This window comes from Rhodocyclus tenuis (assembly GCF_014197755.1).
Lineage (GTDB): Bacteria > Pseudomonadota > Gammaproteobacteria > Burkholderiales > Rhodocyclaceae > Rhodocyclus > Rhodocyclus tenuis.
Window position 1 is genome coordinate 286,037 of record NZ_JACIGE010000003.1, and the last position, 15,093, is coordinate 301,129.

Annotated in this window: 14 protein-coding genes; 6 read left to right on the forward strand and 8 right to left on the reverse strand. The window is 66.7% G+C overall.

The window, feature by feature from the left end:
- Positions 1–80 precede the first annotated feature (80 nt).
- Positions 81–470: a fluoride efflux transporter CrcB gene (crcB, locus tag GGD90_RS06465; protein ID WP_153115430.1), complete on the reverse strand. Its 390-nt coding sequence runs from the start codon at positions 468–470 to the stop codon at positions 81–83.
- A gap of 210 nt (positions 471–680) precedes the next feature.
- On the opposite strand from crcB, the gene GGD90_RS06470 reads away from it, so the two are divergent.
- Both GGD90_RS06470 and GGD90_RS06475 read left to right on the forward strand, forming a co-directional pair.
- A complete protein-coding gene (locus tag GGD90_RS06470) occupies positions 681–2,507 on the forward strand; it encodes a glutamine--tRNA ligase/YqeY domain fusion protein (RefSeq protein WP_228273643.1) in 1,827 nt (608 codons plus the stop codon).
- Between the two features lie 111 nt (positions 2,508–2,618).
- Positions 2,619–3,788: a radical SAM/SPASM domain-containing protein gene (locus tag GGD90_RS06475; protein ID WP_153115432.1), complete on the forward strand. Its 1,170-nt coding sequence runs from the start codon at positions 2,619–2,621 to the stop codon at positions 3,786–3,788.
- A gap of 58 nt (positions 3,789–3,846) precedes the next feature.
- On the opposite strand, the gene GGD90_RS06480 is transcribed toward GGD90_RS06475, so the two are convergent.
- From GGD90_RS06480 to GGD90_RS06495, 4 genes are all read right to left on the reverse strand, one after another.
- A complete protein-coding gene (locus GGD90_RS06480; RefSeq protein ID WP_153115433.1) occupies positions 3,847–5,061 on the reverse strand; it encodes an MFS transporter in 1,215 nt (404 codons plus the stop codon).
- A 134-nt stretch (positions 5,062–5,195) separates the two neighbouring features.
- Positions 5,196–6,392 (reverse strand): patatin-like phospholipase family protein, encoded by a 1,197-nt coding sequence (locus tag GGD90_RS06485; RefSeq protein WP_200384450.1) that lies wholly within the window; start codon positions 6,390–6,392, stop codon positions 5,196–5,198.
- 94 nt (positions 6,393–6,486) lie between these two features.
- Positions 6,487–7,005: a GNAT family N-acetyltransferase gene (locus tag GGD90_RS06490; protein WP_221227670.1), complete on the reverse strand. Its 519-nt coding sequence runs from the start codon at positions 7,003–7,005 to the stop codon at positions 6,487–6,489.
- Between the two features lie 15 nt (positions 7,006–7,020).
- Positions 7,021–8,076 carry a phospholipase A gene (locus tag GGD90_RS06495; protein WP_184414987.1) on the reverse strand — a complete coding sequence of 352 codons (1,056 nt, stop codon included), beginning with the start codon at positions 8,074–8,076 and terminating at the stop codon, positions 7,021–7,023.
- A gap of 227 nt (positions 8,077–8,303) precedes the next feature.
- Here GGD90_RS06495 and pyrF point away from each other — a divergent pair, with 227 nt between their 5' ends.
- Both pyrF and GGD90_RS06505 read left to right on the forward strand, forming a co-directional pair.
- Positions 8,304–9,128 (forward strand): orotidine-5'-phosphate decarboxylase, encoded by an 825-nt coding sequence (gene pyrF, locus GGD90_RS06500; protein WP_153115435.1) that lies wholly within the window; start codon positions 8,304–8,306, stop codon positions 9,126–9,128.
- A gap of 46 nt (positions 9,129–9,174) precedes the next feature.
- Entirely contained in the window at positions 9,175–9,387 is a 213-nt protein-coding gene (locus tag GGD90_RS06505) for a hypothetical protein (RefSeq protein ID WP_153115436.1), read from the forward strand.
- A gap of 232 nt (positions 9,388–9,619) precedes the next feature.
- Here GGD90_RS06505 and GGD90_RS06510 read toward each other — a convergent pair whose 3' ends face one another.
- Both GGD90_RS06510 and GGD90_RS06515 read right to left on the reverse strand, forming a co-directional pair.
- Complete coding sequence (locus tag GGD90_RS06510; RefSeq protein ID WP_153115437.1) at positions 9,620–11,272, reverse strand: pseudouridine synthase; 1,653 nt, start codon at positions 11,270–11,272, stop codon at positions 9,620–9,622.
- Positions 11,273–11,282: 10 nt separating this feature from the next.
- Positions 11,283–11,627, reverse strand: coding sequence for an FKBP-type peptidyl-prolyl cis-trans isomerase (locus GGD90_RS06515; RefSeq protein ID WP_153115438.1), 345 nt, complete (start codon positions 11,625–11,627; stop codon positions 11,283–11,285).
- Positions 11,628–11,836: 209 nt separating this feature from the next.
- Between GGD90_RS06515 and GGD90_RS06520 the strand changes: the two genes are divergently transcribed.
- Positions 11,837–12,937, forward strand: a complete 1,101-nt coding sequence (locus GGD90_RS06520) for an HD-GYP domain-containing protein (RefSeq protein WP_153115439.1) — start codon at positions 11,837–11,839, stop codon at positions 12,935–12,937.
- A gap of 5 nt (positions 12,938–12,942) precedes the next feature.
- Positions 12,943–13,749 carry a tRNA threonylcarbamoyladenosine dehydratase gene (locus GGD90_RS06525; protein ID WP_228273644.1) on the forward strand — a complete coding sequence of 269 codons (807 nt, stop codon included), beginning with the start codon at positions 12,943–12,945 and terminating at the stop codon, positions 13,747–13,749.
- Positions 13,750–13,829: 80 nt separating this feature from the next.
- On the opposite strand, the gene GGD90_RS06530 is transcribed toward GGD90_RS06525, so the two are convergent.
- Positions 13,830–14,810, reverse strand: coding sequence for an MBL fold metallo-hydrolase (locus GGD90_RS06530; protein ID WP_322741679.1), 981 nt, complete (start codon positions 14,808–14,810; stop codon positions 13,830–13,832).
- Positions 14,811–15,093: the final 283 nt, after the last annotated feature.

A 15,093-nucleotide genomic window follows, 5' to 3' on the forward strand; every position in this document is an offset into this window, starting at 1 on the left:
TATCGACCTGAAAAAGCGCGTAATTAACGCGTAACAATAGCCCAAACTAAGCTACAAAGGGCTCAAATTCGCAAAACAGCTCAAGACCAGAGACGATTTGCACCAATCGAGTACAAGCCGAGCCAGGTCATGCTCAGCGAGCCGAACAGATGAATGCCGGCCAGCGTCATCGCCCAGGCCGGCTGGCCGGCGAGCAGGCGTTCGACGACTTCGGCGGAGAAGGTCGAGAAAGTGGTGAGTCCGCCGAGGAAGCCGGTGATCACTAACAGCTTCATTTCCGGCGCGAGGTCGGCATACTGGTGAAAAAACCCGAGCGCGACGCCAATCAGGTAGCCGCCGATCAGGTTGGCGGCGAGCGTACCGAGCGGCAGCGCGAGAAACAGCGGGTTGAGCGCCAGACCGAGCAGCCAGCGCAACCAGGCGCCGCAGGCAGCACCAATGCCGATGACGGCGAACGCCAGTAAATTCATTGTCGATTCCTGAGTGCCATCGCTGCCGTCCCCGTTTCTCGCGAATTCTAACGCTTTGCCACGCGGGCCGCGCCGCTGGCGAGCGAATCACACTTTCGCTGGCCAGCGAATTGCCGACTGCCGATTGCCGCTGAAAGCGATGGTACAAGCAGGGGCGGCGGGGCGATGGCCTGCTGTAAAATAGGCTGCTTCCGGAAACGAGGAACCGCCGTGAGCCATCCCCCGCACGAAAGCGCAACCCCCGCCAGCAATTTCATCCGCAACATCGTCGAAGCCGACCTTGCTGCCGGCAAGTTCGCCGCGCGCCGCTGGTCGGGCCAGCCCGGCGCCGCCGCCGACCACGCCGCCGCGCCGGCCGACGCGGCGAAGATCCGCACGCGCTTTCCGCCCGAGCCGAACGGCTACCTGCACTTCGGCCACGCCAAGTCGATCTGCCTCAACTTCGGCCTCGCCGAGCAGTTCGACGGCCGCTGCCACCTGCGCTTCGACGACACCAACCCGGAAAAGGAAGAACAGGAATACGTCGATTCGATCATCGATGCCGTGCGCTGGCTCGGCTTCTCGTGGAGCGGCGGCGGCGAGGACAACCTCTACCACGCCTCCAGCTACTTTGCGTGGATGCTCGCTTTCGCCGAGCACCTGATCATCACCGGCAACGCCTACGTCGACAGCCAGAGCGCCGACGAAATCCGCGCCGGCCGCGGCACGCTGACGCACCCAGGCGTCGACTCGCCGTTCCGCACGCGCAGCCGCGCGGAAAATCTCGACCTCTTCCGGCGCATGCAGGCCGGCGAGTTCGCCGACGGCACGCACGTGCTGCGCGCGAAGATCGACATGGCGTCGCCCAACATCAACCTGCGCGACCCGCTGATCTACCGCATCCGCCACGCCACGCACCACCGCAGCGGCGACCGCTACTGCGTCTATCCGCTGTACACCTTCGCGCACCCGATCGAGGATGCGCTCGAGAACATCACGCACTCGATCTGCACGCTCGAATTCGAGGATCAGCGCCCGTTCTACGACTGGCTGCTCGAACGCCTCGCCGAAACGACGACGCTGGCCGACGGCAGCAGCGTCGGCGGCCTGCTGCAACGGCCGCTGCCGCAGCAGATCGAGTTCTCGCGCCTCAACCTCACCTACGTCGTCCTCTCCAAGCGCCGCCTGATCCAGCTCGTTGAAGAAGGCCACGTCGACGGCTGGGACGACCCGCGCCTGCCGACGCTGGTTGGTGCACGCCGTCGCGGCTACTCGCCGGAAGGCTTCCGCCTCTTCGCCGAGCGCATCGGTGTCTCCAAGTCCGATTCGCTGATCGACTTCGTGCTGTTTGAAGATTGCCAGCGCGAGGTGATGAACGAGTCGGCCGAGCGCCGCATCGCCGTGCTCGACCCGCTCAAGCTGATCATCACCAATTATCCGGAAGGCGCTAGCGAGGAATGTGCGGCGCCGAACCATCCGCAACGCCCCGAGCTTGGCACGCGCAGCACCCCCTTCGGCCGCGAGCTGTGGATCGAGCGCGAGGACTTCATGGAAGTGCCGGTGAAAGGCTATCGCCGCCTCTTCCCCGGCAACATGGCGCGCCTGCGCTACGCTTACGTCGTGCGCTGCACCGGCTGCGAAAAGGATGCCGACGGCAATGTGACGGCTGTCCTCTGCGAATACCTGCCGGAGACGAAGTCGGGAACCCCCGGCGCCGATTCGGTCAAGGTCAAGGGCAACCTGCACTGGGTCTCGGCCGCGCACGGCTTCGCCGCCGACGTACGCCTCTACGACCGCCTGTTCGCCGTGCCGGCGCCGGGTGCGCGTCGCGAGGGCGACGCAGAAGGCCTCGAACGCAGCTTCCTCGACGACCTCAACCCGCATTCGCGGCAGACGATCAGCGCCCAACTCGAACCGGCGCTGCGCGACGCAGCGGCCGAGGCACGCTTCCAGTTCGAACGCCACGGCTACTTCGTCGCCGACCGCGTCGACAGCCAGCCCGGCGCGCCGGTGTTCAACCGCGCGGTAACGCTCAAGGATTCCTGGAGCAAGGGCTGAGCCGCGCCGACACCACGCCAGCGATCGCTTCGGGGCTCCGTCGCCAGTGTGCGACGGAGCCCCGAAGCTTTGAAAAATCACGAACAACCTGAAACGCCAAGCGACACGACCATGACCGCAAGCACGCTGATCCATCACCCGCTGCCGGCCACGCCGGCAAACCCGAACGAACCCGCCATCGTCGGCGGCCGCGTCGAACTGCAACTACTGACCACGCTCAAGTGCAACCTCAAGTGCAGCTACTGCTCGCTCGGCGTCGGCGACATGCTCGGCTCGCAGACCGAACTCAAGTACGACATCGACCAGCTGGCCGCCTTCGTCGACGCCCAGCTCGCCGGCAAGGAAATCTACGTCACCTTCTACGGCGGCGAGCCGACGCTCAACCTGCCGATGATGAAGCAGGTGATGCAGCGCTTCCCCGGCTTCCGCTACCAGCTGCAGACCAACGGCACGCTGCTCGACAACCTGCCCGACTGGGTGCTGCACAAGCTCTCCAACGTGCTCGTCTCGATCGACGGCGGCGAGGAAACGACCGACGGCTTCCGCGGCCGTGGCGTCTGGCGACAGGTGCAGAAGAACGTCGCGCACGTGCGCGACCGCATCGGCGGCAGCGTCACCGCGCGCGTCACCTGGGGCAAGCCGACGACCAGCTTCGAGGAACTCGACGACCTCGCCGAAAGCTTCGACTACCTCTACTGGCAGTTCGTCGCCGACGAGCAATACGACGGCGACTCGATCGACCGGCGCAAGGAAGTGCTCGTTCGCCTGATCGACAAGTTCTTCAACCGCACCGACAAGCTCTATCCGTTGATTCCGCTGATGGGCATGGTGCGCAACAAGGTACTGCCCTCACGCGTCGAGGAGCTGTGCCGTGGCCTGACGCAGTGCCGCGTGTCGACGCACATCCTCAACGTGATGCCCGACGGTCGCATCTTCCCCTGCCCGGACATGCTCTACGACCCGGCGATGCAGATGGGCGAGATCCAGTCGAACTGGCTGCGCAGAAGCCCCTTGCAGCCGCATCCGGCGATGCCGTGCGAAGGCTGCGAGGCATTTGCCTGGTGCCGCCGCAACTGCATGAAGAACCTGCACCGCGGCTACGTGCAGCAGGACGCCGAGTACCGCGAGCGCGTCGTCGAACCGATCTGCGAACTGATCCGCTTCATGGGCCGCGAGATCGACCGCCACGACCCGCAGGCGTGGTTCGCGCAGGCGTCGCTGCCGGTGCGCAAACAGATCGCCGACGCCGAGGTTTACGAGTACGTCGAGATCATGCCCTGAGCAGGATTGCCATGGACGCGCCGGGCAAGGCAAGCGGGCGTCCACGGCGAGAGAACGCTCATGCCACCGCCGCGGCCGGCGCCACCGGCGCTTCGCGGATCGGCAGGTTGACCAGCGCGGCCGCAGCGGCGAGCGCCATGTCGGCGTACCACATCCAGCCGTAGTCGCCGAAACGGCTGATCGTCAGGCCGCCGAGCCAGGCGCCGAAGAAACCGCCGATCTGGTGCGAGAGCAGCGTCAGCCCGAACAGCGTCGCGAGATAGCGGATGCCGAACAGCTTGCCGACGATGGCGGCAGTCGGCGGCACCGTCGCCAGCCAGGTGAAACCGAGCCCGGCGGCGAAGAGGTAGAAGGTCAGATCGGTGTGCGGCACCAGCAGATAGACGCCGATCAGCAGCGCGCGCGAGCCGTACATCGCCGCCAGCACGTACTTGCTGCGGTAGCGCGACACACACGAACCGGCGTAGAGGCTGCCGAAGATGTTGGCCAGCCCGATGATCGCCAGCGACCAGCTGGCGACCGACGGTGGCAGGCCGCAGAGATTCACCTCGCCGGGAAGGTGCGTCACCAGAAAGGCGATGTGGAAGCCGCAGGTGAAGAAACCGGCGTGCAGCAGCAGGTAGCTGCGATCCTGCAGCGCGCTACGGATCGCGTGGCCGAGGCCGCGGTCCTCCTCGGCGTGCGGGTGCGTCTCGTGTGCGCCCTGCGTCAGCTTGCCGACCAGCGGCAAGGCGGCCAGCGCCATCACCGCCATCGCCCACATCGCGCCCATCCAGCCGACGCTCTGGATCAGCTTCTGCATGATCGGCGCGACGACGAACTGGCCGAAAGAACCGCCGGCGTTGATCACCCCCGACGCCGATCCGCGCGCCTCGAGCGGCAGGCGCTGCGCTGCGGCGCCGATCAGCACCGAAAAGCTGCTGGCGCCCGAACCGATCGCCGCCAGCACGCCGAGCGACACCGTCAGCCCGAAACCCGAACTTACGAACGGCGTCAGCGTGCTGCCGACGGCGAGCAGCAGCAGCCCGCCGATCAGCACGGCGCGCGGACCGTAGCGGTCGGCAACCGCGCCGGCAACCGGCTGAATGGCGCCCCAGCTGAACTGGCCGATCGCCAGCGCAAAACTGATCGTCGCGATGCCTAGGCCGGTCGTTGCGTCGAGCGGGCTGATGAACAGGCCCAGCGACTGCCGCGTTCCCATGGTGATCATGAGGATGCCGGCAGCGGCGAGCGTGGTGATCAGGACATCAGGTCGGCGCAGCGAGGCGAACATGGCGTATTTCCGGGAAAACCAGAGGCAAGGAACAGGAGAATCCGGGGTTCAGAGGCGCGGCGTACGCGGGAATTCCCCGGCTTGATAAAAATACGGGCGTCTTGCGAAAACGCCTGATTCGGCGACGGGCGGGCTCAACTTGCGTTCGCTCCGGCATGCGGCAGCAGGGCCACATGCACTGGCGACATCTTGCCCTCGAGAAAGGCCGTGATCTCCTCGCGCCGAGCGATCGCATCCTGGTAGCCGAGTTGCATCAGCTCGCGGCAGTAAACCTGCTCGAACAACAGATAGCTGGCGAGGTTGCCGCCGCTGCGGCGCATGGCACCGAACACGCGCATCAACAAACGGATCGCGAACGGCAGCCGATGCACATGCTTCTGCGCGATGCCCTCGAGCGCTTTTGACGGCGTCAGCACCATCACATCGACACGGCGCAGAGGCAGACCGGCTTCGCACGGATCGCCGCGCAGGGTGAGGCTGATGGTGCGGTTGATGTGCTCGATGCGTTCGATGTCGACCGACAGGCCGTCGAGGAAGATCGAGCTCATGACGTGGCCGGCGACCTGCGCCAGCGTCGGCCGGCCGTCGCCGCGCGTGCGCTCGGGCGCCTGCGCGCGCACGCTGGCAGTGCCGATGACCATCACCCGGTCGGCGCCAAGGTGCAAGGCAGGGCTCACCGGCGCGATCTGGCGGATCGAACCATCGCCGAAATACTCGCGATGCACCTTGTACGCCGGAAAGATGAAGGGAATGGCCGTCGACGCCATCAGGTGCTCGACGCTGATCGCGCACTTGATGCCGACACGCTGCAGCCGGTTCCAGCCTGCCACCTGCGGCCCGGCTTCGAAAAAGCTGCAGCTCTGCCCCGAGGTATAGCCCGAGCAGGTGATGGCAATCGCGTCGAGCGCGCCCCGCTCGATGTTGCTGCGGATGTTGGCAAAGTCGAGATGTTGCTCGAGCAGTTTCTGCAACGGTCGGTTGTCGAGCATCGACAATCCGCCCGAGGGAATGAACGCACCGAAGAACAGCCCCGACAGCCAGCGCAAGGCGTTGGCAGCGACCCCGGGGACATCGGCGCGATAGACGTGCTGCGGCCGGAAGTTGCGCCAGACCTCGCTCAGCCTGCCGACCGCAAGAGAGAAATTGTCGGCCTGGACGGCGAGTACGCCGGCGTTCACGCCGCCGGCCGAGGTGCCGCAGATGATCGGAAAGGGATTGCACAGCGGCTCGGGCTGGATTTCAGCGATGGCCTGCAATACGCCGACCTGGTAGGCGGCGCGTGCGCCACCGCCGGACAGCACCAGCGCAGTCTTTCTCAGCCTCGAACTCACGCCGCCCCTCTGTTTCCCGATTTGCGCCAGTACGCATCGTAGCGCGCCACGGATGATTGGTGCGCACTCGCCCGGCGAATGACAGTGCCAGGCGTCAGTCGATGCGGCAGCTCAGATAGAACGCCGGCGGCGGATACGAGGCAAGATTGACGCGCTGTTGCGGCGTCAATGCGGGCCCGGCGGAAAAACCCTGCTTCTGCCAGAAGGCGAGCGAGTCCTGTACGGAAACCAGTGCCGCCCGCGAGAATCCGGCAGCGCTCGCCGCGTCCCGCGCGAGGCGCAGCAGGGCGCCGGCGACGCCGCGACCCAGTGCGCGCGGCGCCACGGCCAGATCGTGCAGATAAAGGCAGTCGGGTGCCGCCGGCACGACAAACCCGCCACCGAGCGCCGTCACCTTGCCGAGCAGCGACGGGTAGCCGACAAGATAGGCGCAGATGCCGGCGTCGCTCGCCGCGACCCAGGCAAAGGCTGGTGCCGTCGCCAGGCGGGAGCGGATTATTGCTGCCGGCTCGTTCATCGCCGGCGGGTAACACAGGCGCTGCACGGCGACGACGCCGTCGATGTCGACAGCCGTCATCACCCGCAAGCTGATGGGAAGGGGAGCCTCACTCATGTTGCAGCGGGGCGCTTACATCCAGTCAGTGAGCAGCACGCCGAAGCCGATCGTGTTCTGCCGATGGTTGTAGTCGATCAGGCTTTCGCCATAGCCGGTGGTAAACTGAACGTAGCCCTTCAGCTTCTGCTTCTCGAGCAGCGGGAAGGTCCAGTCGAGTTGCGCGAAGCCACGCTTGGCATCCCAGGTGCTGCGCCCGATCAGCGTCAGCCGTTGCGCGCCGAAGCGGTAGCTGGCTTCGGCCTCGAAATCGCCGACATAGCGGTTGATGCCGGGATTGTCGTCGCTGTCGGCACTTTCCTTGATGCGGTACCACGGTTTGAGCAGCAGGCTGAAGTCGTCGCCGATCTCGAAACCGGCCTGCGCATAGATGCGGTTCCAGCTGCGCGACAATGGCCGGCTCTGCCCATTGGACTGATGCACGAAGCCGACGTTGAGGAAGCGGCCACGCAGGCCGAGCAGTTTGTAGTCGGTCGGCACGGTGACGAACAGTTCGGGCTCGTAGTCGGTTTCGCGGAACGGCGCCGAGATGCCCTTGTTGTAGAGCTGCCAGTTGTTCTGCTGCGTGTAACCGAACCATAGATCGGCGCCCGAACCAAGCAGGTCCTGGTGCACCTTGGTCTTGAAGCTCAGCTGGAACTTCGCTTCGGTCGCATCGAGGCCCTGCGCTTCGGCCACATTGGCGTGCAGATAAGGCGAGAAGGGACGCTCGTTGACACGGTCACTGTAGCGGCCGAACAGGAGGTAATTGGTCTTGTGCGGGCGGAACGACCAGACGCCACGCTTGCTCTCGGCATTGACCTCCCAGCGCTCGGCAAGAGGACTGACCGGCGCGCTTTCGCTCGCCGCTGGCGCAGCTTGAGGCGCCGGCGCAGCGACCGCCGCCGGCTGCAGAGCGGCCGTATTGGCGGCGAGCAACGGTCCCTGGTCGCGCGCCAGTTCGTCGAAACAGCGCAAGCGTTGCGCGTTTTCGCTGATTGCCGCGCAAGACTGCAGGCTGGCCGCTTCGGCCAGCGGCATGGCCAGCAGACAACCCAGACCCAGCAGCACGCTTCCCCGTTTTTGTTGCATGTTGATTCCCCTGCCTAGATGCTTCCGGATGCCGCGCCGCGCATCATTCGCCGCCGGCATAAAGCGCTATCTTAGCGGCACAAGCGACTCGCGCCCGAACTGTTCACACGATGGCCGTCACCACAGCGCAAGATGGCAGCGATCCCGGCATCGGCGACGCCCGATCACGGCAAAAAATGCCGCGGCGACGTTTACAATGGCGGCTCATTCCGCGCCGAACGAGCCTCATGCACACAACCAGCACCTTCATCGACCGCCTGAATGCCGCGTGGACGACGCGCAATTCGCTGCTCTGCGTCGGCCTCGATCCCGATCCGGCGAAGTTCCCGGCGCACCTTAGCGGAGGCCCTGATGCGATTTTCGAGTTCTGCAAGGCGATCGTCGATGCCACCGCCGACCTCGCCTGCGCCTTCAAGCCGCAGATCGCCTACTTTGCCGCGCGCCGCGCCGAAGACCAGCTGGAAGCGCTGATCGCGCACATCCGCGAGCGTCATCCCGAAGTGCCGGTGATCCTCGACGCCAAGCGTGGCGACATCGGCAGCACCGCCGAGCAGTACGCCGTCGAGGCCTTCGAGCGCTACCGCGCCGACGCGGTGACGGTGAATCCCTACATGGGCCGCGACTCGATCGAGCCCTACCTCGCCTGGTCCGACCGGGGCGTCATCCTGCTCTGCCGCACCTCCAACCCGGGCGGCAGCGACCTGCAGTTCCTCGACGTTGGCGGCGAGCGCCTCTTTGAACGCGTCGCGCGTCTCGCCGCTGGCGAATGGAACCACACCGGCCAGCTGGCGCTGGTCGTCGGCGCCACCTTCCCTGCCGAAATCGCGCGCGTGCGCGAGCTCACCGGCGACATGCCGCTGCTGGTACCCGGCATCGGCGCACAGGGCGGCGACGTCGAGGCGACGGTGAAGGCCGGCCGCAGCAGCGCCGGCAGCGGGCTGATGATCAATTCCTCGCGCGCCATCCTCTATGCCGGCAAGGGCGAGGATTTCGCGCAGGCAGCGCGCGCAGTGGCGCTGGCCACGCGCGACGCGATCAACCGCTACCGCTGAACGGCCTGCCAATGCGCTCGGTTGCCGACGACAGGAAAGACGAGCGATGAGCGGCGGCGGCTGGGCTTGCCCGCACGAAGTGAATGACCGCTGCAGCAAGGTCGACGACCGTCCCTGCGATCCCGGGATGAAAGGCTGCGAGCTGGCCGGACGCTACGCCTTCTTCGACGAGGGCAAGAACGCGCGACTGCGGCAGAAACAGGCACGCCGCAGCGCCGATGAGGGCGCCCCGCCAGCGCCGGCACAGGCCGACGACTGAGCTCCTTGCCCGGTCACCATTCCGCAGGGCAGGTGGCGCGGACACAAGGCCGCAGGTCCGCGGCGGCGCCAGCGGACCACAGCTGCAGCGGGACGTTTTTCTCAAGGGCAGCGCCGTCGATCAGCGCCTGTTCGTGGCGACCAAGCAGGCATCACGCCGCGGCAAAACGGCGTGAACGCCCGGTGCCTGCCGGCGCCAGCCGATCCCTGCTGACGCCGGCATCCGGTAGAGATCAGAAGCTCTCGTCGTCGCTAAGGTAACGCCACTGCCCGAGCGGCAAGGCACCCAGACCGATACGGCCGATACGCACGCGCTTCAGGCCGACGACGGTCAGACCGACGAGTTCGCACATGCGGCGGATCTGCCGTTTGCGCCCTTCGCGCAGGACGAAGCGCAGCTGGTCCTCGTTCAGGCGCTCGACGATCGCCGGCCGCAACTGCCGGTCGTCGAGAACGAGCCCGTGACGCAGCAATGCCAGCCCCTCTTCGGTGACATTGCCTTCGACGCGAACGAGGTATTCCTTGTCGACGGTCGAGTTGTCGCCGATCAGCGCGCGCGCGATACGACCGTCCTGCGTCAGCACCAGCAGTCCGGTCGAGTCGAGGTCGAGACGTCCGGCCGGCGCCAGACCCTGCAGATGCCCCGGCCGGAACGGCGGCGCGCCCGGCGGCATGTACTGGTTTTCCGGCAGGATCAGCTTCACCGCAGGAATGCAGCCGGGCTCCGGTTGTCCCGACACATAGCCGATCGGCTTGTGCAGCAGGATGGTGACGCGCTGCGTCTGCTGCGCCTGCGCCTCCGGTGCCAGCGTGACGACGGCGGTCGCTGGCACGCGCACACCGAGCTCGGTGACGCGCTTGCCGTCGACGAAAACCCAGCCGCGCTCGATGTAATCGTCAGCCTCGCGACGCGAGCAGAGCCCTTGTTCCGACAATAGTTTGGAGACGCGCACCCCTTCGGGCGAAGCGCCGTCGTGCTCGGGCGAACGCGGCGCGCGGGCCGGGCGTTCGCTGGCGGCAGGGGCACGCGCCGGGGCCGGCCGCGGCGCATCGCGCCACGGGGCCTGCGACGATTCACGGCCGCCTTTGCCGGGACCCGCGGGCTTGGCGGATCTGCCCGGCTTCTCGTCAATGCGAGGCTTGTCGCGCCCCGCGAACTTGCCGCGCTCGCCTGCGCTGCTCCGCTCGGTCGTGCGCTCGGTGTCGCGCGGCGTTCTGCGCTCGCCATCCTGGCCGCGCCCCGGACGCGCATCCGGCGCCGGCTTGCTGCGCGGAAACGGCCGCTCGCCTGACGCAGCCGGCCGGCCGCCGCGCGGCGCCGGCTTGTCTCGGGCGAAGCGGTCATCGCCGGCGACTGACGAAGCATCGCGGCGCAGGTTGCCGCCGCCGCGAATGGCTTCGCCGGCGCGCGGCGCTGTTCCCCGCGGCTTGTCGCCGTCGCGGGGTCGCCCCTTGCCTGCCGGATCATTCGCACGAAAATCGCGGCGACGCTCATCGGCGCCACGCTCGCCCTCAGCCGGGCGACCACCGCCGGCAGTGCCAGGCTTGCCAGCGAAAGCGGGGCCGGGGCGTCCACCACGCGCATCGTCGCGGCCCCGCGGCGGGGGCTTGCCGCCCTGCCGGCCTGCACGGCTATCGGCATTACCGGTCGGCGGACCACTGCGGCGAGGGTCGGTGCCGTCCGGCGACGAACGCTGCGGACGCGCACGCGGCGTTGCTGCTGCCGCATCGGCCGGCTTGCCGGCCGCTACGGCAACCACGGCTTGCGGCTGGCGGATGCGCGGCGCATTGGCCGCACGCAGGGGACGACGTCCGCTGCGCGCTGTGTTTGCCTCGCCTTCGGCTTTTGCCGGCAGCTTCAGTGTCTTGCGCGGAGGGTTGCTCATCGGACTGCGCTCAGAGGACCCCGAGCAGTTCGACTTCGAACACCAGCGTGGCATTCGGCGGAATCACGCCACCGGCACCGCGCGCACCATAGCCAAGTGTCGGCGGAATCGTCAGCTTGCGCACGCCACCGACGCGCATGCCGGCGACACCCTCGTCCCAGCCGCTGATGACGCGGCGGGCGCCCAGCGGAAAAGCGAAGGCATCGTTGCGATCGCGGCTGGAATCGAACTTGGTGCCATCGGTGAGCCAGCCGGTGTAGTGCACGCTGACGGTATTGCCGGCTTCGGCGACGGCGCCTTCGCCGACCGTGACTTCTTCGATCTGCAGGCCGCTGGCGGTGGTGGTGACGGACATGGTCTGATCCCTTGCTGAAAAGGGCGAAGTGTAGACGAGCGCGGATGGCAGGACCAGCGCAGCGAAGTCCTGCTTGGCCGCAGCGCGCAAGCGCATCCGCCTGGCATCGGTTGCGGCCACCCCGCTTTCCCTGCGACGCCGCGGAGTCTTTCGGCTAAACTCCGGCCATTCCCGCGCCGCATCGGGCCAACTGTTGACGAGGACTGCCAATGGACCCACGTCTGCTCACTGATCCGGTGGTCCGGGATCGCGAAGCGCTGCTTGAGTTCGTCGACGCACTCGACGACCACGCGCCGCTGATCGAACGCGACGTTGCCCGACTGAAACGCGTGCCGAATGACCCGGCGGCCATCGCCGAGATATTCCGTGCCGTGCACAACATCAAGGGGGACGCGGCGCTGAGCAAGGTCGAACTGGCCGTCGCCATCGCGCATCCGATCGAAACGACACTCGGCCGACTGCGCGCCGGCGAATTCGTTTTTTCCGAATTGCTCGCCGAAGCCATCCTCCTGGCCGTCGATCGCCTGGAACTGGCAGCAACGACGCTGGCCAACGGCAAGTCACTCGACCCCTTGCGCCTGCCGGCGCTGGTCGGCGGACTTGAGCGGCTGGCGCTTGCCGAGCCTGGCGCGACCGATGCCGAGGCCAGTGCGCTGATCGAAGCGGTCACCGGCTTTCGCGCTTCAGCGGCGACACCCAATCTGGGGAGCGATGCTGCCGCGCCCTTCGCCACAGCGCGTGTCGCCGGCACCGACGACCTGCGTTTCTTCCGCGAACTGGCGCTGCGTTTCGAATCGCGCTCGCCCCTGTTCAAGGGGCGTACGTCGCGCTTGCTGCGGCTGTCGCGCGAGACCAACCAGGCTGCCGGACAGCCGATCGATCAGGGGCAACTCGAGGCGGCCGTCTATCTGCACGATGTCGGAATGATGTTTCTGCCCGAATCGGCCTGGCTGAAAGTCGGCCACCTGAGCGCTGGCGAATTGAAGGACCTGCGCGCACACCCAGAGATCGGCGCCGGCCTGCTCACCCGCATGCAGGGTTGGGACGGCGCTGCCGAGATCGTCGCCCAGCACCACGAAAAGCCCGACGGCTCCGGCTATCCGCGTGGCCTGAGTGGCGGCATCTGCGCCGGCGCGCGTCTGCTGGCGATCGTCGACGCTTTCGAGGCGGTGATGCTCAAGCACATCCACCGCGGGCGCAACCGCTCGGTGCTGCGGGCGATCGCCGAGGTCAATGCCTGTGAAAAGCAGTTTGCTCCGGAATGGATCGCGCCGTTCAATCAGGTCATCAGGCGAGCGATCGAAGGTTGAGTACAGTGAGTTCAGCGGCAGAAAGAGTGGCAGCGGGAACGGGCGAGGCGGATCTGGCGCGCCGTTTCGGCGGTGTCGAAAGGCTGTACGGCAGCGCCGCAAGACAGAGCTTCGCGGCGGCGCATGTCTGCGTCGTCGGCATCGGCGGCGTCGGCTCGTGGGTGGCGGAGGCGCTGGCGCGCTCGGCGGTCGGCGCGATCACGCTGGTCGACCTCGACATGGTCGCCGAGTCGAACGTCAATCGCCAGATCCATGCCCTGGGCGACGCCTTTGGCCGCGCTAAAACGACAGCCATGGCCGAGCGCATCGCCGCCATCAACCCCGCTTGCCGGGTCGTCGAGATCGAGGATTTCGTCACCCCTGACAACCTCCCTTCGCTGCTCGTCGACGATTACGATTTCCTGATCGACGCCATCGACCAGGTGCGCGCGAAAGCGGCGCTGATCGCCTGGTGGCGCCGGCGCGGCGGCGCCATGGTCAGCGTCGGCGGCGCCGGCGGCAAGAGCGATCCGACGCGAATTGCCGTCGCCGACCTGTCGCGCACCGAGCAGGATCCACTGCTCGCGAAAGTGCGCTCGACCTTGCGCCGCGACTACGGTTTCACACGCGAAGCTGGCCGCAAGTTCGGCGTCTCTGCCGTCTATTCGAGCGAGCCCTTGCGCCGGCCACAAGAAGGCAACAGCTGTGCGGCGCTCGCCGGCGGTCTCAACTGCGCTGGCTTTGGCTCATCCGTGTGCGTCACGGCGAGCTTCGGCCTGTTCGCCGCAGCGCAAGCACTCGACCATCTGGCGGCAAACGCGCAGCGGGAATAGTAGGAGCGGCGCTCGTGCGCGCCGCGCAAGGGTGCAGGCAGCGACGTTCGCCTGCAGCGCAGGCCGCGAACCGTGGAGGTTCAGACCGTTTCCGTACCCAGCCAGACATCAAGCCCCTGGGCATTGAGTTCCAGATCGGTCGCGAACAGCTCGACGATTTCGGCAGCTGGGAGGTGGCTGCCAAATGCTTCCGCTTCTGCGAGCAGCAATTCGGTAAGCCCCTCGCGGATGCGTGTCGCACGGCTACCGGCCCCCTCGGCTAATGCAGCGTGCTTTTCCGCTGCCTGCTCGCGCCGGGCGATCGCCAGATGCGCGTCAAGGCGGCGATGCAGCGCCGCCGCCTGCGCCGGCACATCACGCAACTGACTGAAATGCGTGAGGTAGACGGCCGACAGTGGCAGCGCGGCGATCATGTCGATGGTGGCACGCATAGCATCCGGATCGAACTGCACGGGCGTCGTCGTCGGAAAGACGAACTGCCGTCCGTCGACGTCAAGTTCCCGGTACGACAGACCGAAGGCATCACCGGTAAACGCCGCGCCGGCAATGGGATCGAACAGGCAGAGGTGGTGGCGGGCATGTCCGGGCGCGTCGAGGCAGACGAGTTCACGCCCGCCGAGCGGCAGACGCAGCCCGTCCGTCGCTTCGATGATGCGTGTCGCAGCGACCGGCAACACCTCGCCGTAAAGGCGACGGACGGCTTCATCACCGTAAACAGCGGACGCTCCGGCGACGAGTTTCGACGGGTCGGCCATATGCCGTGCGCCGCGGGGGTGGACGATCAGGCGTGCGCCGGGGAAAGCACGCATGAAGCTGCCGGCGCCGCCCGCGTGATCGAGATGAATATGCGTGAGGACGACATAATCGACGCTGGCTTGGTCAAGCCCGAGCGCAGCGAGCGCTGCCTTGACATGCGCCAACGACTCGTTGACGCCGGTATCGACGATAGTGACGCGACCATCATCAACAATGAAGTGGATCGCTGCCATCTGCGGCCTGACATAGCCGGCATCAATCGCGAACAGGCCGTGGTCGTAAGTGATGATTTCCTGCATGAACATGCTTCCTCCGGCATCGGCAACGCCGCATGATAAGCGATGATTGTTACCGATGCCCTCTCAGCGCAGCGGAAAAGCCAGCCAGGAGCCGGGAGAGGCAGATCCTGGGGGCGCGGAGCGGGCAAGAGCGAGCGAGGCGAGGGCCGGTCGTGCGGAGGGGGAGTGCGCTGGCGGTACTCTGCGGTAGGTGCGGGGAGGGGATGTCAGTAGACGGCCGACGCCCTCGCCGCTGGATAGCGGGGAGGGCGTTGGGTTGGTATGGGGGAGCCTGGCGGTGACCTACTTT